This is a genomic window from Phycisphaerae bacterium (assembly GCA_018003015.1).
Classification (GTDB): Bacteria; Planctomycetota; Phycisphaerae; order UBA1845; family PWPN01; genus JAGNEZ01.
The window spans coordinates 1-26,243 of sequence record JAGNEZ010000028.1; the positions used below are offsets into that span (position 1 = coordinate 1).

General features: G+C 63.9%; 22 protein-coding genes. 13 read left to right on the forward strand and 9 right to left on the reverse strand.

The features are described from left to right. The 4 genes from KA354_13455 to KA354_13470 form a co-directional block, all read right to left on the reverse strand. On the reverse strand, positions 1 to 995 hold a 995-nt coding region (locus KA354_13455), incomplete at its 3' end, for a tyrosine recombinase XerC (protein MBP7935647.1). Positions 996 to 1,077: 82 nt separating this feature from the next. Beyond that, positions 1,078 to 1,284: a hypothetical protein gene (locus KA354_13460; protein MBP7935648.1), complete on the reverse strand. Its 207-nt coding sequence runs from the start codon at positions 1,282 to 1,284 to the stop codon at positions 1,078 to 1,080. Continuing rightward, the gene (locus KA354_13465; GenBank protein MBP7935649.1) at positions 1,281 to 2,042 is read right to left on the reverse strand and encodes a hypothetical protein; all 762 of its coding nucleotides are present in this window, start codon (positions 2,040 to 2,042) and stop codon (positions 1,281 to 1,283) included. Before KA354_13465 ends, KA354_13460 begins: the two co-directional genes overlap by 4 nt. 191 nt (positions 2,043 to 2,233) lie before the next feature. Next, positions 2,234 to 3,421, reverse strand: coding sequence for a PD40 domain-containing protein (locus tag KA354_13470; protein MBP7935650.1), 1,188 nt, complete (start codon positions 3,419 to 3,421; stop codon positions 2,234 to 2,236). Positions 3,422 to 3,735: 314 nt separating this feature from the next. Between KA354_13470 and KA354_13475 the strand changes: the two genes are divergently transcribed. From KA354_13475 to KA354_13490, 4 genes are all read left to right on the forward strand, one after another. Continuing rightward, the gene (locus KA354_13475; GenBank protein MBP7935651.1) at positions 3,736 to 5,640 is read left to right on the forward strand and encodes a DNA strand exchange inhibitor protein; all 1,905 of its coding nucleotides are present in this window, start codon (positions 3,736 to 3,738) and stop codon (positions 5,638 to 5,640) included. Between the two features lie 38 nt (positions 5,641 to 5,678). Further along, complete coding sequence (locus tag KA354_13480) at positions 5,679 to 7,346, forward strand: chloride channel protein (protein ID MBP7935652.1); 1,668 nt, start codon at positions 5,679 to 5,681, stop codon at positions 7,344 to 7,346. A 369-nt stretch (positions 7,347 to 7,715) separates the two neighbouring features. Continuing rightward, positions 7,716 to 8,090, forward strand: coding sequence for a hypothetical protein (locus KA354_13485; GenBank protein MBP7935653.1), 375 nt, complete (start codon positions 7,716 to 7,718; stop codon positions 8,088 to 8,090). A gap of 373 nt (positions 8,091 to 8,463) precedes the next feature. Then, positions 8,464 to 9,774, forward strand: coding sequence for a LysM peptidoglycan-binding domain-containing protein (locus KA354_13490; protein MBP7935654.1), 1,311 nt, complete (start codon positions 8,464 to 8,466; stop codon positions 9,772 to 9,774). Positions 9,775 to 10,059: 285 nt separating this feature from the next. Here KA354_13490 and KA354_13495 read toward each other — a convergent pair whose 3' ends face one another. After that, a complete protein-coding gene (locus KA354_13495; GenBank protein ID MBP7935655.1) occupies positions 10,060 to 11,073 on the reverse strand; it encodes a TGS domain-containing protein in 1,014 nt (337 codons plus the stop codon). Between the two features lie 192 nt (positions 11,074 to 11,265). Here KA354_13495 and KA354_13500 point away from each other — a divergent pair, with 192 nt between their 5' ends. From KA354_13500 to KA354_13515, 4 genes are all read left to right on the forward strand, one after another. After that, positions 11,266 to 11,889 carry a sigma-70 family RNA polymerase sigma factor gene (locus KA354_13500; protein ID MBP7935656.1) on the forward strand — a complete coding sequence of 208 codons (624 nt, stop codon included), beginning with the start codon at positions 11,266 to 11,268 and terminating at the stop codon, positions 11,887 to 11,889. Further along, positions 11,886 to 12,515 carry a hypothetical protein gene (locus tag KA354_13505; protein MBP7935657.1) on the forward strand — a complete coding sequence of 210 codons (630 nt, stop codon included), beginning with the start codon at positions 11,886 to 11,888 and terminating at the stop codon, positions 12,513 to 12,515. The genes KA354_13500 and KA354_13505 overlap by 4 nt, the downstream gene beginning before the upstream one ends. Beyond that, complete coding sequence (locus KA354_13510; protein ID MBP7935658.1) at positions 12,512 to 13,891, forward strand: hypothetical protein; 1,380 nt, start codon at positions 12,512 to 12,514, stop codon at positions 13,889 to 13,891. The genes KA354_13505 and KA354_13510 overlap by 4 nt, the downstream gene beginning before the upstream one ends. A 143-nt stretch (positions 13,892 to 14,034) precedes the next feature. Then, on the forward strand, positions 14,035 to 16,242 hold the full coding sequence (locus KA354_13515) for a 9-O-acetylesterase (protein ID MBP7935659.1): 2,208 nt from the start codon (positions 14,035 to 14,037) through the stop codon (positions 16,240 to 16,242). Positions 16,243 to 16,319: 77 nt separating this feature from the next. Here KA354_13515 and KA354_13520 read toward each other — a convergent pair whose 3' ends face one another. The 3 genes from KA354_13520 to KA354_13530 are packed head-to-tail and all read right to left on the reverse strand — an operon-like array spanning position 16,320 to position 18,375. Then, entirely contained in the window at positions 16,320 to 17,162 is an 843-nt protein-coding gene (locus KA354_13520; GenBank protein ID MBP7935660.1) for a hypothetical protein, read from the reverse strand. Continuing rightward, positions 17,159 to 17,791 (reverse strand): hypothetical protein, encoded by a 633-nt coding sequence (locus tag KA354_13525; GenBank protein MBP7935661.1) that lies wholly within the window; start codon positions 17,789 to 17,791, stop codon positions 17,159 to 17,161. Before KA354_13525 ends, KA354_13520 begins: the two co-directional genes overlap by 4 nt. Next, on the reverse strand, positions 17,788 to 18,375 hold the full coding sequence (locus tag KA354_13530) for a sigma-70 family RNA polymerase sigma factor (protein ID MBP7935662.1): 588 nt from the start codon (positions 18,373 to 18,375) through the stop codon (positions 17,788 to 17,790). Before KA354_13530 ends, KA354_13525 begins: the two co-directional genes overlap by 4 nt. A 401-nt stretch (positions 18,376 to 18,776) precedes the next feature. On the opposite strand from KA354_13530, the gene KA354_13535 reads away from it, so the two are divergent. Next, entirely contained in the window at positions 18,777 to 19,121 is a 345-nt protein-coding gene (locus KA354_13535) for a hypothetical protein (GenBank protein MBP7935663.1), read from the forward strand. Between the two features lie 54 nt (positions 19,122 to 19,175). Beyond that, complete coding sequence (locus KA354_13540; GenBank protein MBP7935664.1) at positions 19,176 to 19,511, forward strand: hypothetical protein; 336 nt, start codon at positions 19,176 to 19,178, stop codon at positions 19,509 to 19,511. A 128-nt stretch (positions 19,512 to 19,639) separates the two neighbouring features. Here the strand turns inward: KA354_13540 and KA354_13545 are convergent, their stop codons facing one another. Further along, the gene (locus tag KA354_13545; GenBank protein MBP7935665.1) at positions 19,640 to 20,764 is read right to left on the reverse strand and encodes a prepilin-type N-terminal cleavage/methylation domain-containing protein; all 1,125 of its coding nucleotides are present in this window, start codon (positions 20,762 to 20,764) and stop codon (positions 19,640 to 19,642) included. Positions 20,765 to 21,146: 382 nt separating this feature from the next. Here KA354_13545 and KA354_13550 point away from each other — a divergent pair, with 382 nt between their 5' ends. From KA354_13550 to KA354_13560, 3 genes are all read left to right on the forward strand, one after another. After that, complete coding sequence (locus KA354_13550) at positions 21,147 to 22,883, forward strand: hypothetical protein (protein ID MBP7935666.1); 1,737 nt, start codon at positions 21,147 to 21,149, stop codon at positions 22,881 to 22,883. A gap of 188 nt (positions 22,884 to 23,071) precedes the next feature. Next, on the forward strand, positions 23,072 to 24,412 hold the full coding sequence (locus KA354_13555; protein MBP7935667.1) for a hypothetical protein: 1,341 nt from the start codon (positions 23,072 to 23,074) through the stop codon (positions 24,410 to 24,412). 300 nt (positions 24,413 to 24,712) lie between these two features. Beyond that, positions 24,713 to 26,044 carry a PQQ-like beta-propeller repeat protein gene (locus tag KA354_13560; protein ID MBP7935668.1) on the forward strand — a complete coding sequence of 444 codons (1,332 nt, stop codon included), beginning with the start codon at positions 24,713 to 24,715 and terminating at the stop codon, positions 26,042 to 26,044. Positions 26,045 to 26,243: the final 199 nt, after the last annotated feature.

Below are 26,243 nucleotides of genomic sequence, written 5' to 3' on the forward strand. Positions count from 1 at the left end.
TCATAGGCCTGTTTCATCCGGGCGGTGGTCACGTGGGTGTAGATCTGGGTGGTGGACAATGACTGATGCCCGAGGAGTTCCTGCACCGCCCGCAGGTCGGCCCCGCGATTGAGCATGTGGGTGGCGAAGCTGTGCCGCAGGGTGTGCGGGCTGATCGACGGGTCGAGCCCGGCTATGGCCAGGTACTTGTCGAGCTTGCGGCGGACACTGCGGGTGCTGAGCCGCTGCCCGTGCTTGTTCACGAAGACGGCTTCCTGGTTGAAGCTGGATGACCGGGGATCGGAGCGGCGAAGGTCGGTGTAGCGTCGGATCCAGGCCAGGGCGGTCGGCGCGATGGGGGTGACGCGGGCCTTCTTGCCCTTGCCCCGGATGTGCAGGGCCTCGCCCACGAAATCGACGTCCGCGATGTTCAGGTCGACCAGCTCGCTGACCCGCACGCCGGTCGAGTACATGGTCTCGAGCATGGCCCGATCACGGGCTCCCAGAAGGGTGGTCACGTCCGGCGTCTCGAGCAGCTTGCGGACCTGTTCCTCTTCCAGGAACTTGGGCAGCCGCTTGTCCTGCTTGGGTGTTCGGATGCTGGCCAGGGGGTGGCTCTGGATATAGGTCCGCTTCATACAGAACTTGTAGAAGCTGCGCAGCGTGGCCAGCTTGCGCGCGGTCGTGCTCTTGGAGTACTCACGTTCCTTGAGGAAGGCGAGAAACCTGCGCACGTCCTCGGTGTCGACGGCCACAAGCAGATCGCGCTCGTTGGTCGTCACCGTCCGCGGCCGCGGCGGGGCCACGGCTGTCGCGACACCCCCGCCGTTCCCGTTCTGGACCAGCGGATCGTAGGCACCGCTCGCGCCTCCCTCGGACCCGGCCTCGTTGCCGCGGAGGAAATCGCAGAACTGGTGCAGGTCCGCGGCGTAGCACTTGGCCGTATGAGGCGAGAAGTGCCGTTCAAACCGCAGGTAATTGAGGAACTCGTCGATCAATGTGACATTCTCATTCATGGCGCTACCAACGTAGGCGGCGAACCCAGTGTTGATGCAACCTGGCCCGTCACGGCGGCCCGCCTCCGGCGGGACAGCCGAGTTAACTGGAAACCTCCTCGAGGTCCATCTCAAGCCGGCGGCCCATCTGGTAACTCAGGACCGCTGCGTCGAACCAATCGAAATCCTGCTCGGCATCGGCCGCCATCGCGGCAAAGGTCGCGATGATGTCCGCCTCTCGACCCGCCTGGTACCGGAACACGTACCGGTGCTTTCCCTTGACCAGCGAGAGCTGCCGAACGTTATTCATTGTCCTGCCTCCGTGTCAGCCGCGACGTCCACGACGGCCGGCGTTCTCTGCCCGCTCCACATCATCTGCTGATTCAGGTCTCGGCAGACCCGCGAGCAGCAGAAGCGGAGATACCATTGCTGGCTTCGCAGATACTTCTTCCAGCCATACGGACTCTTGTTCGCGGTCCGCGAGTCCGAGTATTCCTTGACATCCTGCTGCACGTCCCCATGCTCGGCGTTGAACACCCGCTGGATCTCAGCCGAAGGCCGAGCCCCCCGGTCGGAGGGGCTGTAGTTGAACGGGCGCGCCATTCGCGAGGTCGCAACCGGATCAAGCGGTCGACCCGTCGCCTGGGGCGCGTACATCTGAGCCGCGATTCCGACCACCGGGGTGTAGGCGTCGTATTCGATGAGGGCGAAGACCAGGATCGCGTCGGCTCCGAGCCGATCGCACACCTGAAGAGCGTGTTCTGGCGACTGGATGCGATCAACGCTCTGCTCCGCAAGAACCGCCAACACCCGGTTTACGCCAATCACCCCGATCCCGGGGGATTCTGAAAGTTCACTGGCCATGATGTCGGCCACTTTGACCGGATCGAAGTCCGCGCTTCCGCTGAAGTTCAGCGCCGGCGCCACGGCGATGGTCCGATCCGGCGGGGCGGAAGACCACTCCAGGTTGTGCCGATTCCTCGATTCCGAGCAAGCGGCGGCCGCGGCCAGCGAGAGGCAGAGTATCCCACTCCACCCACCGGCCTTCCGGCTCTTCGTGGAGGTCATCCTCTCTTCCCTGAGGTGAACCCCGGTCGTGATCATCCTTGACCAACCACCATCCTTGGGGCCGCGGGCGCCTGGAACGAGCGGTTTCCAGCTCGCGCTCTGCGACCCGTAGCCCGTCCCGGCCCCACATTCGCGGACCCGAGACACCTGTAACTTCGTCTAATTCCTAAACCACCTTGAACGTCAATTTCTCAATTCTGGTCAACCCTGGCGGCCTGCCGCCCGGTTCTTTCCGTGACCGCCTTGGCCGAGAGATCTTGGTTCGTTCCCCCTTCGGCCGCCGCCGCCGAAGGCATTATCGGAGCCAGCGCCGGCCGGACCGACCAGAGGTTCTCGGCCCCGGTCTGGCGGGAGCTGAAGTACACGCGTTGATCAACGCCCCAGGTCGGGCTGAAATGCATGCCTTCGCCGTCGGTGAGCTGCAGCGGCGAAGTTCCGTCCGCCCGAATGACCCAGATATCTCCCCGGCTCAGGATTGGACGGGTGGTGTCCGGCGTCTCGCCGCCCGCGCCCGGCTTGGCCGTCCCATAGGCAATCCACTGCCCATCCGGGCTCCAACCGGGCTGGATGAGGGCCATGTCGGGGCTGGCCGCCACTTCGGTCGGGTATCGCGGCTCGCCCATCTCCAGGTCGGTTCGCCAGATACTGAACCACCGTCCGCCGCGTTCGCGGGCTCGCTGGTAGAGGATGCTGTCTCCGATCGGGCTCCATTCGGGGAACAGGCCTGTGCCGATCATCCGATTAGAGTTCGCAAGATCTAGCTGGACTGTCCAAAGCTCCCACTGATCGGCCCGAGCGTTATACGCGCAGTAGGCCAGCCGCTTGCCTTCCGGGGCAAAGGAGGGGTGAATCTCGTGCATCGGCGAGTTGGTGAGTTGCCGGGGCCGCCCGCCGTCCAGGCCGATCAGCCACAGATCCCAGTTGCCCGACCGGTTGCTGGCAAAGACCACGGACTTGCCGTCCGGGCTAAAGCAGGGTTCCACGTCCGAGGCCGGATCGGAGCACAGCTGCGTGACCGCCCGGCCGTTGATCGTCTTCAGGTAGATGTCCGGGCGCATCGAATGCCGCGTGGAGGCGAAGACCATCCACTTGCCGTCGGGAGAGACATCCACGTCGAAATCCGCTCCTTCGGTGGTGAAGGTATGCTGCTCCATGGGGGTGGCCGCCCGGGCATGGAAGGGCACCCGGGCTCGCTCGGGGAGTTCGCCGAACAAGGTCAGTTCAGGATCCCCGGCGGTGGGTAGGAGGGGTTCGATCGGTCGGATCTCGGTGGCGACCTGGTCAAGGGGCGGGGCGGGCTCCTCCCGGGAGCAGCCGTTCGGCAGCCAGACTGCTACCAGAAGGGTGGTCGTGGTCCACCATGCTCGTTGCGTGCTCATTGCCTGCCACTTCGTCCGCATACCCGGCGATCGATCACCTTACCGTCCGATAGAACAGCGCCGGATCATCTATCGGCTCTGGATCCAGGCCTCATCACTTGGGTGTCGCCCCGACGCACGTCCGCCGGGTCTGTCCGATAACAAATCTCATATCGACGATCTGGAGGGGATGGCTGAAGGTCTGAGCCCCGAATACCTGGGCTTTTTTACTTCGCGCAAGCCGCCCGGCGCCCTCGGCAAAAACTGCGCGTTTCGGATAGAATGGGGCACGATTCCTTACACTGCGGAGCCGCAGTGAGTTATGAGAGGGGCCGGTGGATTCTCACACCCTGACGGTCATCGAGTTCGATCGCGTTCGGGCCTTGCTGGCCGAACACGCCAGCTGCGCCCTCGGGCGACGGATGGCCGAGAAGGTCAGACCTGTGACTCGCCACGATTTGATCGAACAGTGGCTTGGTCAAGTGGCGGAAATGATCGAGGCCGGGGCGACGATCGAACTGCCCCCCTTCGGGGGTATCCACGATATCCGCGAGGCGGTGCGCGTGGCGGTTCCCCCGCACTGCCTCGAGCCGGACGAGTTTGCCGTCCTGGCCGAAACCCTGGATGCGACCCACGAAGTTGTTCGCTGGGCCTCCAGGCTCCGAGAAGAAGCCGTCCATCTTCGAGCCATCTGCGCACGAGTCAGTGATTTCCGCCCCCTGAGCGAAGCGATCTTGCGGGTGGTGGACAAGAGCGGGCAGATCCGAGATGACGCCAGCGCCAAGCTCAACAGGCTCCGCGTGGATATCGCCAACGCTCGAATCAAGATTGGCCATGTGATCGATCGCCTGCTGCGCGACAGGCACGCGACCCGCTGGCTGCGTTATCCTCAGGCCACGTTTCACGAGGACCGGCTTGTCCTACCCCTGTCCGCCGAGCATCGAGGACGAGTGCCGGGCATCATTCATCGCAGTTCGGATTCTGGGCAGACGCTCTTTGTCGAGCCGGCCGAGGCCGTCGAACTGAACAACCTCATTATCAGCCTCAAGAACGACGAAACCACGGAGGTCAACCGGCTTCTCTGGCATCTGACCCATCAGACTCACCTCAACCAGGCGGCGATCCTGGACACGCTCGACGCTTTGGGTGTGCTCGACCTCGTGGTGGCCAAGGTGCGATTCGCACGTGCCTATGGTCTGACCTGCCCGAGGCTTTCGACGGACCGCAAACTCCGCTTGCAGCGGGCCCGTCACCCTTTGCTGGTGGACATGCACAAGAAGGCCGGCGCCGAGGGCGAGGACGATGACGTCGTGCCGATCGATGTACGGCTCAGCGATGATTTCGACGTGCTCGTGGTGACTGGTCCCAACACGGGGGGCAAGACGGTAACACTGAAGACCGTGGCCATTGCTTGCGCCATGGCCCAAGCCGGCCTGCCCATTGCCGCCGGCGAAGGCAGCGATGTCCCTGTGTATCAGGATGTTCTGGTTGATATCGGTGATGAGCAAAGCCTACAGCAATCACTGAGTACGTTTAGCGCCCACCTGAAGCGGCTCATGGCCATGCTCCAGCGGGCCGGGGCTGATACCTTGATCCTGATCGACGAACTCGGGGCGGGCACCGATCCGGACGAAGGAGCGGCCATTGGACAGGCCATCGTTCAGGAGCTGCTCGAACGTCGCTGCCCGGCGCTGATTACGACCCATCTGGGCGTGCTGAAAAGCGTGGCCTACTCGCAGGCCAGGGCCGAGAACGCCTGTGTCGAGTTCGATATCGAGACTCTCCGGCCGACCTATCGTCTCATCATCGGTGAGCCGGGAAACAGCAACGCAATCAACATCGCCGCCCGCCTGGGTCTGCCCCGCAAGATCATCGAAGCCGCTCGGGGCTACCTCAGCGGCTCGCACGAGCAACTCAGCCGGGCGATCCGGGGTACGCTCACCTCGCGTCGTCAGGCGGAAGCCGCGCGAAGCGAGGCCGAGGCCGCCAAGCTGGCCGCCGATCAGGCCCGCCAGGCGGCCGAGAAGGAGCGAATGGCCCTGGCCGATCAGCAGCGGCAGTTCCAGAAGTGGATCGAGACGGTTTCTGCCCTGCGGCCGGGTGACCGGGTGCACGTCCAGAGGTTTGACCGCCCTGGTCAGGTCGTTAGGGTATTGCTGCATAAGCAGTTAGCGGTGGTGAACCTCGGAGCCATGGAGGTTGAGGTACCGCTGCGTGAGCTGTCGCTGCCTTCCGCGTGACCCTGCGCCAGGTCTGCGGCGAGCCGCCCGCCGTTGCTATGAGTGAACGAAGCCAAACTACGTTCTACCACGCCAGGATCCTGGTCTTGGCCCTGCTGACCGGTGTGGGCACCGGGGCTCTGGCGTTGGCCTTCCGCAGCGGGGTTCACGGTCTTCAGCTATTCAGCAACTGGCTACAGGTGGAGCTGGGCGGCTTTGCGTGGTTGACCCGGCTGACCATGCCCGCCCTGGGGGGCCTCGTCGTCGGCCTACTGCTCTACCGGTACTTGCGGGCTCGTTGCGGGCATGGCGTTCCGGTGGTGATCCACAGCGCCGCCGAGGACCGCCCGCTCGACGATCTCCGAATGGGTGCCGCGGCCGCGAGTTCCATGATTACGCTTGGCTCCGGTGGATCGGCGGGACCGGAAGGCCCGATCGTGGAGCTGGGTGCTGTAACTGGCTCGTACGCCTGGAGATGGAGTCGTTTGGAGAAGCGCGATATCCAGGTCATGATGGGCTGCGGGGCGGCCGCGGGCATGGCGGCGGTGTTCAGCGCGCCCATCGGTGGCGTCATGTTTGTACTCGAAGTTGTCCTTCGCGATTTCCGCATCAAGACATTGGCGCCGGTGATGCTCGCTAGCGTCGCGGCCAGTGTCGTGAATGAATGGGCGTTCGGTCTCGAGCCTGCCATCTACCTGCCTTCGATCCCGGTGGCCGGCCCGAGGCTGCTGCTACTGGCTCTGCCCTTGGCGGTGCTTTGTGCGGCCTTGAGTGTGCTCTATATGCGCTCATCGCAGGCCCTGTACGAGCGTGTGAATCGATGGTCGGTTCCGGTGTGGGTCAAACCGTCGCTGGGAGGCCTGGCCGTCGGGTGCATCGCCGCCTTCGTCCCGCAAGTTCAGGGTGTTGGCTACGACCACATCGAGACGCTCGTTGGCACCTCCCTGCCGCTGTTTCTGGTGGGTATCGTCGTCGTGGCCAAGCTGGCCGCCACCGTGTTGACCTTGTCGAGCGGATGCCCCGGCGGCGCGTTCGCACCTGCGCTCGTGATGGGCGCGGCCCTGGGCGCCTGTATCGGTGGAGCGATGGGCTTCGACCGAGCGGCCGCAGGTCTTTTGGGCATGGCCGGCATGATCGCGGGGACATTTCAAGCTCCGCTTTGTGCCCTGATCATCATGATGAAGCTGGGGCACTATGAGCTCGGCCTGATTGTCCCGCTGATGTGTGTGGCGGCCCTGTCCGCATGGATTGTGCAGCGGCTAGTGCCGGGGAACATGTACGACCTGAGTCTGCTGCGGCGGGGCTTGGACCTCGGGGCGGCTCGGGGGGTGAGGGTTCTTCTGGAGGGTCGCCGGGCGGCGGAGATCATGCGTCGGCCGGTAGCGACCTTCTCCTTCAACGCTTCTTTGGGATCGATGCTGGACGTCGTGTCACGCAGCGGGCAGGAGAGCTATCCCGTGGTGAGCGAGCAGGGTGATCTTCTGGGTGTGGTCAATATGCCCACCATCCGGCACGCCCTTCGGACCGGAAGTCTCGACGGTCTGGTGCTGGCCTGCGATCTCCTGTCGCCTGCCCCGCCGGTCGTACATCCGGATACCGAGCTCACGGAAGTCTGGCGATTGTTCCAGACTTGCCAGGCTACAGAGTTGCTTGTCGCCGAGCCAGGGCCGGATGGGCGCGTGGCTACCCAGCTGGTGGGGTGGATTCGCGAGGGAGACATCCTCTAAGCCCGTCGAATCATAAAATCTTAATCCTCAGTAGGTTATGATGTCCAGGCCTTCCGCTGGGGGGCGTTGATGCTTGGTACGGCGATTCGATCGTTCAGGGCACGCAGCATTGCGGTGCTTCGTCGGAAGTTTATTCATCTTCATAGGTTATGTTCGCTTGAGGCGACGTGCCTTTGAGGGTCATCGTCACCGGGCAGCCCTTCGCTACAGACGATCCGGTCGTTACAGTCGTCATACTCTGCCGGTATTTGCGTTGGTGGGGACGTAGGCGAGGTATTATAGGGCAGAGGGCCTGGTGACGGGCTGGACGGCACGATGGATGCTACGTGCGAGGCGGAGGGCGGGTATGCCCGGAGGGAGGTCTGAGGCGTGCGGACGTGGGTGCTGATTACCTCAAGCCTGGTGATGTTCGCCGTCGCCGGCTGCGGCCCTGATCGGCACGGACCGGCCGGGCGCTGTTTCCAGCGGCATTCGGTTGCCGCGGAGAAGCCGCAGGGCACCCCGGTGGCGAAGCGGGAGCGCGGCTATGCCTCCGCCCTGCTTTTCGATCGCCGGCCCGGTCTTCATTCCGGGTCGGACTTTGCCTGCCGGAGTGACTGGCCTTCGACTCCGTCCTTCTACTCTCCAGGCCAGGTGATGGTGTTCAACGAGCGATTCATCGACTACCAGGGCCGCGGTTTCGATGGATCGCAGAACACTTACCGCCGATTTGACTCGCAGCGAGTCGGCGTCGGTTTCAAGTGAGCCCGAATCCTGGCATTACCGGTTGGCGCATCGTGAGCGGACATCGAAACTCACAGCTGATTTCACTTCCGGCTGCTCCCCGTCTGGACGGGGTTTTCCTTTTTGTGGCCCTGTTTGGGTGAGCAGGGCTCGTCCCGGTTCCTGGATCGTATCGGTTGGCCGATTTCGCGTTTGGACGTTGCGACGTTTCGCCCTTTCCCTCTTGACCAGGGACGGTTTTCCGCTATATTCGAGCGTTGTTTTCCACAAGCGGAGCAGTGGCGTACTGGGCCGCAGGTTCTGGAAAGAAGCGCGATGCACGGACGCGACCTGGGTGGTCATGGTGTGGTGCACCTGCCCGGCCGCCCCCCCCCATATGTCTGAGGGATTCACAATGCGACGAGATACGACAATTGCCATCGGTGTGGCTGTCCTCTTGATTGTTCTTGGAACCAGTTATCTGGTTTGGGGCAACCGGGGCAGCTCGGCGAACAAGCCTGGGGGCGCCGCCGGCAGTGGCGACACGAGCGGAGCGACCGCCGACCAGGACAAGAACGGCAAGCCGACTCTGACCGGCGCGGCCCAGAAGACGGCCACCGGCGGAGCGCCCACGCTGGCCAAGCGTCCGGATTCGGCTGCTCCGACGGGGCCGAGGACCGGGGGCTTCGACGCGTCCTCTTCCCCGATTTCGCCGATGGTGCGAGACACGGCGCCGCTGACGCCGCGGCCCAGGCCGGCGGAAACGACGATCCCGGGAAGCGGCGCGACCGGAGCCTCGGGCTACGGCCTGACGGGCTCAACGGGCTCGACCGGCTTCGGCGGGACCGCCACCCCCCTGGCCGGGACTAGCTCACCGGGATCATCGTTCCCGGATGCCGCGAGATTACCGTTGGGCACAGGGGGCAGCTCGACCTCGTTTGGCAGATCCTCGGCCCTGACTCCTGGCCCGATGCCCAGAACCGCGACGCCGACGACCCCCTCGGTCGGGGTGTTGCCCCCCGCCCCCGGACTATCCGCGTTGCCGCCAAGCACCCGTCCGTCGGTGGGCATGACATCGCCCATCCGCGTCGGCACGGTTGATCCCTTGGCCACAACGACCAAGACCCTCGACAGATCCTTGACACCCTCGCTGACCGGCCCGGTCGATTCGACCTTCAAGCCTGCATTGACGACCACCGGCAAGACGACTACCCATGTCATCCAGTCCGGCGACACCTATTCCTCACTGGCCCTCAAGTACCTTGGTCATAGCAAGTATGCCAACCTGATTGCCAAGGCCAACCCCAACATTGATCCTCGCCGGCTGAGGCTCGGCGCCAAGCTGAATATCCCTGCGGCCCCTGAGACGGCCACAGGTGGGTCGAAGGACGTGGCCAGTTCGGCGACCGACTCCGCCTTGAAGGCCGCGACCACGACGGCCAAGCCACTTACCGCTACCACGGCCAGGAGGGTGGCAGACCCGATTCCGGCCGATCGAGCCTACAAGGTCTCGGCCAACGAGTCCTGGTCCTCTCTGGCCAGGCAGTGCTATGGAGACAGCTCCCGCTGGATCGAGTTGTACGAGCTGAACAAGGACCGCGTACCCAGAACGCGCAGTTTCGCGTTGCCGGCCGGTACGATCATCGAGCTGCCCGCAGGCGTGAAGATTAACAGGCCCGCGGACGAGAAGAAGACCGATGACAAGACGACCGTGAAATCCTCGTGATTTCGCGTTGTGCCGGTCTTTCATGACCGGCCGGACGGATCAGCCATGGCTTCCAGCGACCTCTTCGCCGGAAGCCGTGTGCGTTTTGACCGATGCGTGTTCATCGTCGCGAGGGCCTCACGACTCGCCCGGTCCTGCCCGCGAATCGACGTGGTCCGCGATCCCGAGGAATACCGAGGTTCTAACTGCGACGTGCGGGCCTCTCAACGGGCCGGGCGGTTTCCGGGTACTTGGCTTTCGAGGCTGATGTCCTCGGCGTGTGGCGTGCGGAGCTGGGAGAGCGCCTCAGGTGTGCAGTTCCACGACGTCGCGATCGTCGAGCACATGGGTGGCGTGAACCTGCTGGCCATTGAATACCTTCTCGCCCCAGATGCGGGCATGCTTGAGGTGATCGGCGATGTCCTTGTGGATCATCCGGGCCAGTTCGCCGACCGTGCTGCCGGCCGGCAGGACAAACGGTTTCTCTCTGTCGGGCGGTTTTCCCGGTAGTTTGGTGTAGACACGAATCACGCCCAGCAGACCGAACAAGTGGGCGAGCATCTCCTTGAGTCCTTCGCCGGTGAGGGCGGAGACGGGCATCATCGGTGGCGGGCCGGTGCGCAGCTCACGGAGTACCTCGAGGTTGGCGGCCGCGGCGGGCAGGTCGCATTTGTTGCACACGATCAAGGCGTGCGGACCGACAGCCAAGCCGGGTTCAGATACATCGTCCTCCCTTGCGGCGCCGGCCTCGTCGTCGCCGCTGGCCCGATCCCACTGCAGGCCGTGGGATCGGAGGATGGCGAGTAGCGTGTCGACGTCTTCGAGTACGCTGTCGGCCGCCAAGTCGACTACCAGCAGCAGGGCGTTGGTGTTGCGGATCGCCCCCAGCATTCCCGGCGGCATGTGGTCGGGCGTCAGCGGCGGCAGATCAACCAACTCGATGGGCACATCCTCGTGATGGGCCATGCCGGGTACGGGCAGGACCGTGCCAAACGGGAAGTCGGTGATCTTGACGGCGGCCTTGGTCAGGCACCCGACGATCGAGGACTTGCCGCTGTTGGGCAGACCGAGGAGCAGGGCCTGCCCGCCGCCTTGGGGCGGAATGTGGTACGGATCGACTGCGGCCCCTTTCTTCTTCGCCGGGGCCTCGCGAAGCTCGCTGATCCGCCGCTTGATATCCGCCTGTTTCTTCTCGCTGGCCTTGTGCTTGGGTATGGTCCGGAGCATTTCCTCGAGAGCGGCCAGCTTCTCCTCGGGCGTGTGTGCCTGGCGATACTTGCGGTCCGCCTCGAAGTAGTCGGGAGTCAGGTTCAAGGCCATGGCGGGGATTATACCGCGGCAGCGGGAGATCGGGAGCGGCGATCGGAGAACCGTCGGCGAGCGGCGGTCGGCTGGCAGCAGGCCACGGAGGCCGCTATTCAGCAATGACGCAGATTCGGATCCGGCCCTGGGTGAAAAAAGGCGCAACTTGCGGTAAGTCAGACGGGTCTCGATCGTCTAATATGGTCGCTGATGTCGAACATCCGGGCGATCCCAGCGGACCGCACGACCAGCCCCGCCGAGTCTGACGAGGAACGGCTCGTCGAAGGATTCGTGGCCGGGGACCGCTCGGCTTTTGACCGGCTGGTGGACCGTTATCAGGCCCGGGTGGCGGGGATGGCCTATCGGCTCCTAGGCTGGCCGGAGGACATCGACGACGTTGTGCAAGACGTGTTTGTCGCCGTTCTCAAGGGGTTGCCGAGCTTCCGCCGCGAGGCCCGGTTCTCGTCTTGGCTGACCCGGATCGTGGTCAATACCTGCCGGTCGCAAGGGCGTCGTCGCCGGCTGGTCTTGCGGTGGTTCCCGCGGCTGCAGGCGAAGGAGGCGGTCCTGGACGGGCTGAGCCACCGGACGGTGGCGGAGCAGCCGCCCTTGGCGGACCGCGAAGTGTTGGATCGCGTTCGGGCGGCTGTTCGGCAGATGCCGGAGATATATCGAGAGGTGGTCGTGTTGCGGTATCTCGAGCAGATGAGTTGCGGCGAGGTGGCGGAGGTTCTGGCGGTTTCGATCAATACGGTGGAGGCCCGGCTGCACCGGGCGAGGAAACGACTGAGGGAGTTGTTGGGTGATTTAGCGGATGATGGAGAGCGATCGTGAGCCAGGATCGGATCGAGCAGTTGTTGAGGCAAAGTGATCGGCTGGCGGGTCCGCCGCCGCTGCTCGCGGGCCGTCTGTCGGATCGGGTCCGAGCGCGGGTCAAGCGGCAGCGGTGGTGGCGAATCGCAGGCGGGTCGGTGGCGGCCGTAGCCGGAGTGGCGGCGTGTCTGGCGCTGCTGCCGACCGTGCCGTGGGGGCAACCGAGCGAGGACGGCCGCCCCATCGTCCAGGTCGACGGTCAGGGGCCGACATCGCGGAAGACCAACTTGGCTGCCGTTCAGGAACAAATCGCGGCTTTGCGTGCAGAGATCCGGCAGCTTCGCGGTGAGCTTCGGGCGGCCCTCGCGGACAACCGGATGCAGGCCGGAGCTGAGCAGGCGGCTCTTGTCGACAAGGCGGCCGACGCCCCCATGGCGGACACGCTGGCTCGGTTCGACCAGGAGCTAGAGCGGACGGCCTTCCTGATGGTCTACCAGGCGGACCGGGCGTACCGCGAGCTTAACCTGCGCGACGCCGCAGCCCGCTCGTACCGGCAGACGATCGAGCTATTTCCAGGCACGAACGCCGCGTCCGTCGCCCGGAAGCGGCTGGTGGAACTTGAGACTTCGAAAGGAGATCGACTATGAGTTCGCTGAATCGCATGACGTTCGCCATTCTCGGTGGGTTGACGATCGCGGCTGTGGCAGTGGCGGCCGAACCGACCGCGCCGCCGGCCAAGCCGAAGCTCACGCCCGGGCAGGAGGCCAGTTGCCTGGTCAAGATCACCTGCGATCCGGCGGTGTTACCGCTGACGCCCGAAGTCGTCGGAGCGCTCCTCAAGAGCAGCCCGGTGGTCAAATCCGCGCTTCGAAGTGTCTACGGTGAAGATGTGGTCGACATTGGTGACGTGATCTTCGAAACGATGGGAGGAACCGTATCAGGTGGGCAAGCCGGGGCGGGACTCGGCGGGTTCGAGGGCGGTGGCGCAATGATGGGTGGAGCTTCGCCGTACGGCCCGAGCGGCCCGAGCTATGGAGTGCCTGGGGGCGCTTCCCGTGGACGTGGGTTTGGCAGGCCGGCGGCGGCCGGTGGCATGGAGGAGATGATCGGAGCGCCGAATAGGGCGGCCGAGACGTTTGCCACCATGACGATGGACGATTCGGGCATCCACAGCGAGATCACGCTCCTGGGCACGGTGCATGTCTCCATGCCGACCGACGGGGGCGCGAATGAGGTTCTCCTGGCCATCTGTGAACGGCTGCGAGGCGCACTGACGGAGGTTCACAGGATGGAGCTCGGTCGAGCCGAGGAGACGATGAAGCTTGCGTCGAAGGAAGTCTCGATTGCCCGGGACAATCTCCGCCGCCTGCAGGAGACACGGCGTGCGCTCCTGGACAAGGCTCGCCAGGTGGAGTTGACCCGAGAAGCGGTGGTGGAAATGATCCGGCGGCTGGAGACTGAGAAGCAGGAGGTTTCCCTGAAATACGATACCACCCGGATGCGCAAAGAGGCGCTTGAGCGGCAGATCGCGGAGGTTGGCGTCAGGATCAAGGAGTTGCGGGCGGCGCCCGAGCATCCCAGCCTGGTCGCCGCTCGAGCCAAGCTGGATGCGCTTCGCCAGAAGGTTGAACACATCAAGCTACAGGTGACGAGCGGTGTGGTCCCCACCAGTGAGGCGAATAGCGCGGCAGCCGAACTGGCGGCCGCTCAAGCGGAGTTGGCGGCCAGGACCGAGGAAATGATCGCGGCCCAAGGCGGGAGCCACGTGGCCAAGCTCAACGACGAACTGGGCGAGATCTCAATCCAGATGACCGAGTGCATGGGCCGTCTCGACGTACTGGAGAAACGTTTACACGAAGCGCGGCCGCTCCTCGACGCGACCGATACCTACGAGGTGGATATTGTGCTGGAGTGGCCGCTGGCACGTCAGTCGTATGAGCGTGCCCGAGCCTTTCAGGAGAGCGTCGAACGCCGATGGCGTAGTATCCGCCCGCCGACGGTGACGGTGGTGGGCGAGAAGTAGACGCCCCGCTCCGAGGGCCAGGTTCCATTGTTGTGCCACAAGCGGTTTGAGCGGCACCGGCGAGTTCCGGCTTCATCCGTCCGGCCTCGAGGCGGGTGAGGCCGTCTTTACGGAGGTTGGCACAACTGGTTAAGATGCCGGCCATGAAAACAACACATTCCGCCCGTATCGGAAAGAGGCTCGCCGTCGCCCTCATCCTGGCCGGTCTGTCCCCCGCAGGGGCCAGAGCCGAGATCCGCCTGCCTGCGGTGTTCGGCAGTCATATGGTTCTGCAGCAGGACCTGCCGCTGACGATCTGGGGATGGGCTCAACCCGAGGAGACCGTCACCGTGCAGTTCCTCACCGAGAGCGAGCAGGTCAAGGCCAACGACCGCGGCGAGTGGCGGGTCACGCTTGCCCCGGCCGACGTCGGAGGCCCGCACACCCTGACGGTGAGCGGCTCCAGCACGGTCAAGTTCGAGGACGTCATGGTCGGCGAGGTGTGGCTGTGTTCCGGGCAATCCAACATGGAGATGGGAGTGGCCGCCTGCAAGGATGCAGAGAAGGAGATCGCCGACGCCGACCATCCGGGCATCCGCCTGCTGAAGGTGGCCAAGAAGTGGGCGCCCGTGCCGCAGCAGGACATCGGCGGTGGGTGGAAACCCTGCTCGCCCAAGTCCGTGGCCGAGGGCGGCTGGGGCGGCTTCTCGGCGGCGGCCTACTACTTTGGGCGTGAGTTGCACAGGCAACTCGATGTCCCCGTGGGTCTGATCGATTCCAGTTGGGGCGGCACGGTGATTCAAACCTGGACACCGCCCGAAGGCTTTGCGGCCGTCCCGGCGCTGAAGGCGGACTATGAACGGGTGCAACTCGGCGATCCGCGCACGCCGCTTCATCAGCAGCGGCTGGAGCAGGTTCTCGCGGAAACCCAGCAGTGGCTGGAGGCCGCCAGGAAGGCCCTGAACGACCGCGGGCTTGTTCCGCCCATGCCGACCTATCCGGGGGAGCTGCAGCCGCCGAGCGACGTCCAGCATGCGACGGCGCTCTATAACGGCATGATCCACCCGCTTTGTCCGTTCACCCTGCGCGGGGCCATCTGGTACCAGGGCGAATCCAACCTCGGCGAGGGCCGGCATTACACCGAGCGGATGAAAGCCCTGATCAGCGGCTGGCGGCAACTCTGGGGGCTGGACGAGTTGCCGTTCTACTTCGTCCAGATTGCACCATTCAACTACGGTGGCAACCCGGAGACCGAGGCCCTGTTCTGGGAAGCCCAACGGGCCGCCGCCGAGGAGATCCCGAACACCGGCATGGTCGTCATCAACGACATTTCCAACCTCCGCGACATCCATCCCAACAACAAGCAGGACGTCGGCAGACGACTTGCCCTATGGGCACTGGCCAAGACCTACGGGCGCACGAACGTGGTGTACTCCGGGCCGGTGTACAAGGCGATGAGTATCGAGGACGACAAGATCCGCGTGACGTTTGACCACGCCGGCGGCGGATTGGCCAGCCGCGACGGCCAGCCGCTGACTTGGTTTGAGATCATCGATGCCGAGGAGGGCGGCTTCGTCAAGGCCGAGGCCAAGATTGACGGGGCAAGCGTGATCGTTTCCTCGCCGGAAGTGAAGAAGCCGGTCGCGGTCCGATTCGCCTGGAGCATGCTCGCCGAACCCAACCTGATGAACGCCGAAGGCCTGCCCGCCGGGGCCTTCCGTGCCGGCAACGTGCCGGTTCGCGATCCGCTGGTGATGAACGTACCCGAGGCCAGACAATACCGATTGGTCTACGATCTCGATCTGGGCAAGCTCGGCGAGACCATCAACTACGATGCGGATCACCGTGCCGGGATCACCCGGTCCTTTGATCGAATCGCCTACTTTGTCGAGCTGACTTCCGGCGAAGATGTTAAATACCTCTACGTGTCCATGGATGCCTTCACCGACGACCTGGGCAAGATCGGCGTGCCGACGGTCGCCTCCCAGGCCAGCTTCCAGCAGAACGTGGCCAACATGAACGTCTTTTCCAACGTCCAGGGCATCGTTACCGGTACGGGCCTGGCCGATGGCAACATCGAATTCTGGCCGCACAATTATGCTGCCACCAACGCGGCCAAGGTGCCCCAGGCGTCGTCGAACGTGTACGATTTTGGTGACCAAATCGCCGACCCGGTGGCCGGCTACGGCTCGATGCAGGTCCACAACCACAAGGCGAAGCAGACACTTTTCGCGATCAACCACTGGCGGGCCGGGCAGGGCGCGGACCTCGGCATCGGCAACAGACCCAAAGACAATCCCGACTGGACGTTTTCCTCCAACGCAGGTTCATACTCCGCCAAGCGTCTCCGCGTGCTGGTGCGGTGCAAGTGAGGACAAATAAGGAAGCAGGCGACCCGCCGTTCGAAGACCGCGGATCGCCTGCCCCGGTACGGTGGCCATAGGGCCGATTATCGTTCGCGCGGCTGGGCACGCTCGGAACGCGGGCCCGCTCCGAGAGGTGCACCCGGCCCGGAGGTAAGATCTTCCTTTCGCCCCGCGCTCTCCTCAAACGTATCGGTCAGGTGCTCCAGTTCGTTTTCCACGAGCTGAGCCTTGTTGGCCTGCTGCTTCGCCAGCCGTTCTTTGGCCTTTTCGATTCGCCTCTGGAGATCGCGAATCTCCAGCTCGAGCCGGGCCTGGCGGACGTCAAACCGCTGTTCAAGTAACCGGCGGATCTTGATGCGGATGCTTTCCCTCGCCGCCTCGGACGGAGCATCCCGATACCCGCGCCGGCTCTCCATCAGTTTCATCTCGATCCGGTGTTCCTCGATGAGCTTGCCGCCCAGCTCGGGGTCGTTTTTCTGTATGCGCATGAGCCGCAGCAACGGCCAGGCGATCCGTTGCGGAACGCGGCCCGCCCTGAGCCGGTCACTCAGTTCGGGGAAGTGTTCCTTGATGAAGTCCTGCAGGCGTTCTTGCTCCTCGGCGGTCAGGAAGTCGCGATCGTCGCCGGCGTCGCCCGCACCGCCCATGTAACGCGGCCCCCGCGGTCGCTCCTCACCGGTCCCGGCAGCGGTCTGTTCCGAACGATCGCCGCGTTCACGCCAGCCTTCGCGTCGCCCGCGTGTTTCTCTCTTGCCGATGCCGTCGGGCTCAGGGTCGTCGCTACGCTTGGCCGCCGCCCGGTCGTCAGCCGACGGCGGTGTTGCCGGCTCACCCACCGAGGATTGAACCAGCCCGCCGGCAGCCCATACGCCGAGAACCGCGATCGCCAAGCCCCGTAACCAGTGCGATCCCCTCGTCGGTCTCATCCCACCGCTCCTGCTTGGGTGCTCTCCAGTCGGCCGAGAACATCGATCGGCCCGGATTCGAAGAGATCATCGATCCTCTCGCCAATATCGTCCAGCACGTCCTGGACACCGTCGTTCGCCGTTCGGGCCCGGCCGAGCCCCTCCTCCAGGCTCTCGAGATCCGTGTCGATCGCCGCGGTCAGCGGATCGCCGGCCCAGACGTTGTTTGCGGCCTCGACAAACAGGGTCAGCGGATCGATACTCAGGGTGTACGATTTGGACTCATGGTCTGCGATACTGTTCGTCGGCCGGGAGCCTGGCCAGCCCGCCTGATGCAGGCACACCATGCCGATCACGATGGTCGCGGCAGCCGCAACGGGAAGGCGGAACCGCCAGCGGCGGAAGGTGCCTGCCCAACCGCCCGATACCCGGCTCAGTTCGGCCCGTACCGCCCGGCAGACGCGCGCCCGGGTGGCCGAGTCTGGAGTGGGTGAAGCCTGGTCGTCGAACCAGGCTTCGTTCAGCTCTCGCCGGACCGCAACTCCCAAACACTCCCGGGTGCCCGGCGGCGGCAGGACATCAAGCGAGTCGGACCAAGTCGTGAGCATGGCCTCGACTTCGTTCTCGAGTTGTCTCAGGTCCGGGTTCATGACTTCCGTGCCTCTTCGTCGTTCATCAGTTCCCGCAGCCGGCTCAGCCCTCGATGGGCCCGAGCCAGCGCCGTGCCCAATGGCGTGCCCATCACATCGGCGATCTCGCGAAAACTCATCCGCGAGAAATGCCGCAGCACGATCACCTCTCGCTCGCCGGCCGACAGCCGCTCAATCGCTCCCTGGAGCCGGTCAACCTGTTCGGATCGGGGCACCAGTTCACCAGGGTCCTCGGCCGACGGGTCGGGCAAACGAGCGAGCAGCCCCGCCTCCTCATCGCCCTCATCCTGATCCAACGCCGTCGTCCGAGCCCGCCGCGCCCGCCGCACCCGATCGCGGACCAGGTTGGTGGCGATCCGGAAAAGCCAGGCGTCGAATCGCCCATCGTGCTGGTACTCGCCAATCCGCCGAACCAGCCGCACGAAAAGATCCTGAAGCAGGTCATCAGCATCATCCCGCCGCCCCGTCAGCCGGTAGAAGTACCCATACAACCGGTCGCTGTACGCCTCGATGAGCACATCAAAGGCGCCAGGATCCCGCTGCTGGGCCCGGGCGATCACCTCGGCGATTCGTTCGGCTTCCATGAGCACGACAGCTTAGGGTATGAACGCACCAGACACCAAGTCATTGCCGGACAGAAGGAAACGCGTCAAGCCGTCGTCCGTCCGAAGAGCCAGCACTGCGGTCGTTCGAGTGGAGCATTAAGCGTCACTGTTTTGCGTATGTGGGTACTTTGAATCCGCGGGTTTTGTGAACCCTGGGGCCACCTGGCTCAGCCCAAGCCGTCTTTCTGGCCCCCAAGCAGCAGCCACGAGGTGCGGTCTTTCGCCCGCGGTTCATCGGGCTGGGCCCGGTTCAGAACATGGTGTGCCACCCGGCGCCAAGTTGGGGGTATGTACAGTCGGGCTTGCCCGTGCAGTCTGGGCTGCCCACAGAGCCCTGAAGGTGGTATGCTGCGGATATGGTAGGAATGCGTTGGATATGGATGTTATTGATTTGTCTGGCCGCCGGCTTGGCCGGCTGTTGTGATCCCAGGCACAAGCAGGCGGTGGCGGAACGCGTGGACGGCATGGCCAGCACCTTGCAGGCTCTGGGCAAGCACGAGATCCACCGGGGCGAGAACCTTCGGAAGACGTCTGACTTGGCCGCCCAGGAATGTGGGGAGGACGTTGAGCGCATGTCGGAAGCGCCGGCGGCCATCAAGGAACGCATCGAGGAGGATCTTGAGCACTGGCGGGACCGGGAGCCCTATCGGCGGCGCGTGTTTCAGGAAGAGATCGAGGGCCACCCGGCAAACATCGAGCGTGATCTTCCGCACGTTCTCTACTGAGGTCGCCGACCGAGACCCGTCCGCCCGTATCCAAGCGGTCAGGAGCAGCGAATCATGATCCAGTGCCGGGATTGCGAGCATTTCGTCCGAGGCCCGGGAAGCCAAGCCGGCTTCTCGTGTGACCCCTTCTCGACCATCAAGGAACCCGAGTGCCTGGTCAAGTGGCAGCTGATCAAGCTGGACATGATGGTTCAGGCCTACCAAGCCACGGTCGAGGTTTACCGGAAGCTGGCCCCACTCCAGGAGAAGATGATTCGTCACATGGAGCGGGAGATGAAAGACATCGATGAGGCCGACAGCTGGAAGACCGATGCAGACGATGGGGATGATCCGACGGATGAGGACGACTCCAACGACGACGCCCGAGGCGGAGGTCGCGATTGGCGGTAGTTGCTCCGCGGCGGATCTCCGTACCGCACGATGATGTCGAGACAACAAAACGAGCGCCCGAGAGGACTTTCCCGGGCGCTCGTTGGCTCATTTGCCTGAACACAGGTCATGGAATTCGGCGGTCGAGCTCACGGCAGCAAAAGCGAATCCGTGTTCCAGGAGGCCCGGCCGCGAGTCAGGCCGTAGCTCGCATCGGTTGACGGCGACAGATCCGTCACCGGCGCGACACCCTTCTCATCCAGCGTGCCGTAGATGAAATCGTCATCTGCGCCGACCTTGGGGTTATTGGCCCACTTGGCGTGTCCGTCCAGGTAGGCCACGACCTGGCCCTCCGACTTGTGGTTTCGCGAGTTGACGCTGAACGCATTGCCGTTGTAGGTGCCCTTGCCCTTCCTGAGGGCGGCCATGAAATTCGCGCCACCGGTCTGATCGTTGATCGGGGGGGCAAAGCCGCCAACGCTGGTGTTCACCTTGTACTGGTATTCACCTCTTCCCCATTTTACCGGACCGCTGGAGGTGACCACGGGAGAAGCGATGAAGTTGGAGTAGGGACTGCGGTCGGCGGCAATGGCCTTGCGCGGGTCCTGGGTGCTCTTGAGCACGCTGCCATAGGTGGTCTGGTTGGCCGTATGACGCTGGGTAACCTGGAAGGAATAGCTGAAGTCGGTCATCTCGTTGGCTCCCGAAGGCGCCGTGGTCGAACCTCCCGCGTCCCACCCGGCATTCAGCTCGGTGTCAAAACCGCTGAAATCGTACATCTGGTACTGAGCACCCGTTGTGGGGTGCATCGGCAACGGTTCGCTGCCATTGGGTTTGTGTCGTAGCGTACCGGCGCTGGGGCAGGTGAACTGCTTGGGCTGCATGTAGGCCTTCTTGCCATTGATCAGGAGCAGGTAGGCTGCCCGGGTGGCGCTACGGGGTTCGTTGGCTCCGGTGCCGGACCAGCCGGTGGAGCCGGGGGCCTGATAGGCAGGGTAAGGCCGGATGTCGCCGACGATGGTGCATTTGGCCTTGGCGGCGGTGTCGACGATGCCGTTGTTCTGCGGCGTACTGGGGAGGGTGCCGGTGTACGACTCGGAATAGACCAGCGATTGCCGAGCGTAGAAGCCCAGGTTGGAGGCGCAGGCGGTTCGCCGAGCCGACTCGCGAGCCCGGTTCAACGACGGGAGCAGAATGCTGATCAGCAGGGCGATGATGGCCACCACGACCAGCAGCTCGATCAGGGTAAAGGCACGATGGTCTCGGTTTCGCATGACAAATCCTCCTCGAATGAGTCCTGGTATCCAAACGAGCGGGCTACTGTACCGCCCCGGACCAGGTTCGCCAACCCTTTTGGAGCCGACTTGGCCGAACCACAGTACGCCTGGGTGGTCAGGTCGGTTGCAGAACGACAATTCGACCTTGCATCCCGCGTGCCAGCGAGACAGGCCGGTTTCCGGGTCAGGAGCCGTCTCTGCCCTGCGGGGCAGGGCTTCGGCGTGGTTGAAACCAACCGGGGGGCGGTTGAAATGAACCAATTGACGGTCGGAGGCCTCGTGCTCCTTTCAGTCGTCTTTGACTTGCCGTCTGGACAACGCCAATAATCGGGTGGCGAGGCGTCGGTGTTGACGGCCTCGCCCGCGGCAGGGGGGACGCATGCGCCATTACGCCATCCTCGGTTCGTTCCTTCTCTGCATCCTCTTGATATGCAAGGGATTAGGTGTTTCCTGGGTCGATGGGTGGCGGCTGCCGGCAGCCGCCGCCGGAGAGGTGAACTTCGACGGCCAGGATCTGCCCGAATCTGGCGAGTTGGCCACACTCCAGGCCCGGACGGGCGGACCGGGAGCCACGGTCTTCGGGTATCTGCCCTACTGGGAGAAGACCGCCGCGCTGCGTTATGACCTGCTGACGCACGTCGCCTGCTTCTCGGTTGAAGCGAACGCGGATGGCTCGATCTCCAATTCCCACGGCTGGCCCTGGACCTCGGTCATCAGCACCGCCCATCAGAACGGGGTCAAGGTGATCCTCGTGGTCACCCAGTTTGACCCTGACACGACGCTGGCTCTGATCACCAACGCGGCGGCCAAGAGCAACTTCTTCGTCAACCTCAAGGCGCTCATGCTGGCCGGTCAGTCGGACGGCGTGAACATCGACTTTGAGGGCAGCGGCACCTACCGTTCCCACATCAATGGTTTCATGGCCGACCTGACCAGCTACCTGCACGCGGAGATTCCGGGCAGCGAGGTGACTTTCGCGGGCCCGGCGGTCAACTGGGGCGGCGGGTGGGACTTGGCCGGCTTGGCCAGCAGCTGTGATGGCATCTTCATCATGGGGTATGACTTTTACGGTTCGTGGAGTTCCACCTCCGGTCCGTGTGCGCCGCTGACCGGGGGCTCGTACAACATCACCAACACGGTGTACACCCAGTACGAAGAGGTGACCCAGAACAACCCGCAGAAACTCATCCTGGGGGTACCCTATTTCGGCAAGCACTGGACGACGGCTACGTCGGATCCTCGCTCCGCCGTGAAGGCCTACATCGGTTCGGCCTTCTACTCATCCGCTCGGGCCCAAGCAGAGACATACGGCCTGTTATGGGACGCCGCTTCGCAGACACCGTGGTACCGCTATCACGATGGAGCCGACTGGCATCAAGTGTGGTTCGACAACGCGGACAGTATTCGGCTCAAGTTCCAGTTGGCGAAGAACGCGGGGCTGCAAGGCGTGGGCATGTGGGCGCTGGGCTATGACGCCGGTCGAACCGAGTTGTGGAACGTGATCCGTGACGAGTTTGTGCTCGCCTACCGGCCGGACCTGGACGCGACCCTGATTGCCCAGTCGTTTCCCCCGACCCTGACCTGTGGTGAGACTGCCGAGGTCTGGGTTGAGTACACGAATATCGGCGGCGAAGCGTGGAGCCAGGGTTTGGTGAACCTGGGCACGTGGAGTCCACAGGATCGGGCCAGTTCGTTCTACACCGAGGGTGATTGGATTGGCCGTACGAGGCCTACCGGCATGGACACGGCCCGATGCGAGCCGGATGGCTCCTGCCGATTCACCTTCACGATCACCGCACCGAAGATGGCCGGTGTGTACAACGAGTCGTGGCGGCTGGTTCAGGAAGGAGCGGCCTGGTTCGGCGACACCGGGGCGACGTTCCAGATTACCGTGCTGCCTCTGCCGATTCCCGGCGATTTCGATGAGGACCGGGACGTGGACATGGAGGATTTCGCGTTCCTGCAGAAGTGCCTGAGCGGGTCGGGCGTCACCCCGAGCGCGGCCTGCGAGGCGGCCGACCTGAGCGGGGACGACGATGTCGATGGTCAGGACGCACTGCTGCTCAAGTCATGCATGAGCGGATCGGGCATCGAAGGCAATCCGGACTGCCTGTGATCGGCCAGTGCAGCTGGGCTATTCACCGTGATTGGGGCGCGGAGCATCGATCCCTTGGCTTGGTGGAAGTTGACTGTCGCTGAGGGTACTTTCCAGTTATCATTACTTCGCAGGAATGCGATCAGGAAACTGAGCCTGTGCCCGCGGGTCACTGCAGCCAGCACCGTTCGTTTGGGGGAAGAAGGCGTATGCGAGCCTACGGATTCCATGGCCTGAAGAACCGGCGATTGGTCAGGTTGTCGCTCTTGCTGCTTCGACAGCTGTTCGCGGGCTCGTCTCTGCTCACTTTGCTCGCCGGTACCGGCGTTGAGGCCACGGCCATACGGATCATGCCGCTGGGCGATTCCATTACCGTGGGAGTCGGCGACGATAGCAACGGGGGCTATCGCGGCCCCCTTTATCAGATGCTCATCAGCACGACGTCCGCGGTGGATTTTGTCGGCAGCCAGATCGGGGGCACGATCACGGACCGCAACCATGAAGGGCACAGCGGCTGGCGGGCTGACCAGATACGGGACAGCATTCCCGGTTGGCTAACGGCCGCGCCCCCGGACATCATTCTTCTTCACATCGGCACTAACGACATCACCCAGGGGCAACAGGCGCCCGGCACGGTGACCGAGATCGGGGAGATCCTGGATTTCGTCGACTCGTACGAGACGAACCACGGCACCCCCATTACCGTCGTCCTGGCCCGTATCATCAACCGCAGCAACTCCCTGGATGCTCTGGGCCTGGAGACCACCGCCCTCAACACCTCGATCGCGTCCATGGCTGCCGCCCGGATCGCCGCAGGTGATCGGCTGGTGGTGGTTGACCACGAATCGGCCCTTTCCTATCCCGGTGACCTGGCCGATTCTGTTCATCCCAATCCCAGCGGTTACCAGAAAATGGCAGCGGTCTGGTACGAGGGGCTACAGCCGCTGCTCAGAAACAGAGGAGAGTTCGTCAGCGACACCATCCCGAGAGCGATGGTGCCGGGCACGATCTATGAATGCAGCGTGACCATGCACAACTCCGGCCTCGAGGCCTGGCTGTGCTGGCCGGCGGGAACCATGCTGACCATAGGGCAGACTGCTGGGCCAATAGCCCACAAGCTGATTCCATACCCCTACTACGAGGTCTACACCAATCCCTGCCAGATCGACGTTGGCCGGGAATGCACTTTCCCCTTCACCGTCAGCGTGTCAGCGGATACGCCGTTCGGGGATTACGAAATCAGCTGGCAGATGAAGGACGGCAGCGAGTGGTTCGACAGTGGCGGACACAGCGCCGTCTTCCGCAAGACGGTCGCCGTCAGGCCGTATCCCTTCTACGCTGGGGATTTCGACGACGACGGGGATGTGGACCAGGAGGATTTCGGACATCTCCAGGCCTGCCTCTCGGGTTCACGTGACCCACAGAATGACCCGCGCTGCGCCGATGCCCACCTCGACAGGGATTCCGATGTGGACCAGCAGGACCTGGCTGTCTTCCGCCGATGCTCGAGCGGAGCGGCCTATCGACCCGATTCGAGCTGCATCCAGTGAGACTATCTCCAGGTTATGCATCGCCACGGTAGAGGTGGATGGTGGGCTGTGGGTCACCGGGTTCTTGGGGCGACATGCCTCGATTGGGCAGGCAGGTTTCGCCTTCTGGCTTTGTTCATGGCCCGGCTCATCCGGCTTGACCTTGGCGGGGACCGCCGGGCGGTGATCCACTCGTCGGTGTCCTTGCGGGCCTGCCGACCTTGCCGACTTGGTCCGCTTGGATTATGGTCCTTTCGGCGAACGCAGCCGTACGGCCCGTTGCGCCACGGCCCATCAGCAACGATTCGGGAGATTCCGTTCATGAGTAGAACGTCTGTATTCCTGGTGTCGTCGACGCTCCTGGCCGGTTCCGCCCTGGGGGGTGAGAACTGGCCGCAATGGCGCGGACCGAATCTGGACGGCACCAGCGACTCGACCGGTCTGCCGACGAGCTGGTCGGACACGGGGAACGTCAAGTGGAAGGCTGCGCTGCCCTCCTGGAGCGGGTCAAGCCCGATCGTGTTCGGTGATCGCGTCTTCGTCATGTCGCCGAGTTCAGCCAGGGACGGTCAGGTTGCCCCGACCCGCAGCAGCCTGGGTGTCAAGCTCGCCAAGGAAGGCAAGGATCTACTGCTCATCTGCCTGGCCCGCAAGGACGGCGCGCGGTTGTGGGAGCACCGGGTGTCGGACGACAATGCCCATGAAGCCAAACACAACATGAGTTCGCCTTCGCCGGTGGCGGACGGACGGCACGTCTGGGTGATGACGGGTACGGGCAAGGTCAAGTGTCTTGACGTCGAGGGCCGGCCGGTCTGGGATCGCGACATCCAGAAGGACTACGGCCAGTTCGGTCAGCTCTGGGGTCACGGGTCGTCACCCGTGCTCGTTGACGGACTGCTGATCATCGAGGTCCTGCACGGCAAGAAGACCCAGGCTCCTTCCTACCTGCTCGGTCTGGATGCGGCTACAGGCAAGACGGTCTACCGAGTGGAGCGCCCGACGGACGCCCCGGAGGAGTCTCAGGATGCGTACACCACGCCCACCCTGTTGAAGTACCGCGACCACGCCGAGCTGATCGTCAGCGGCGGCGCGTACATCACCGGCCACGATCCGAAGACCGGCAAGGAGATCTGGCGGTGCGGCGGGCTGAATCCCCGAAGGGAGACGGTCTGGCGAGCGGTCGGCTCACCGGTTGCGGTTGATGGCGTAGCCTACGCGGTGATTCGCAACGGGCCGATGGTTGCATGTCGAGGGGGCGGGACCGGGGACGTGACCGGCACGCACACGCTGTGGACCAGCGAGTTGGCCGCGGATGTGCCTTCCCCCGTCACCGACGGCAAGTACCTGTACATTCTCCACGACAGTGGCGTGCTCAGCTGTCTGGACGCCAAGACCGGCAAGCCCTACTACACACGGCAGCGAGTGGCCCGGGGCACGTTCAGCGCCTCGCCCCTGCTGGCCGACGGCCGGATCTACGCGACCGGCGAGGACGGCAAGACCACGATGGTATCGGCCGGGCCGGAGTTCAAGATCCTGGGCAGTCATCAACTTCCCGGCGGATACACCTTGTCATCCATCGCGGTGGGGGGAAAGGACTTGTTCATCCGAACGGCAACCACGCTGTACTGCATCGGCAAGACGGATGACAAGTAACGGATGGAGAGTAGGAGAGGCCCGGTAAGGGATCAGCAGTCAGCCATGGGGCTCTTGCCGATGAACCGGTGCTGGCCGCGGACGGCGGGAGGCTGACTGCCGAACGCCGCGTCAGTCTCGAGGGTCTTTTCCAGGTCTGTTGGTCGGGCCGCGACGGGAGCGTCGGCGACGGGAGCGATTCATGGAGCTGCTGCAATCC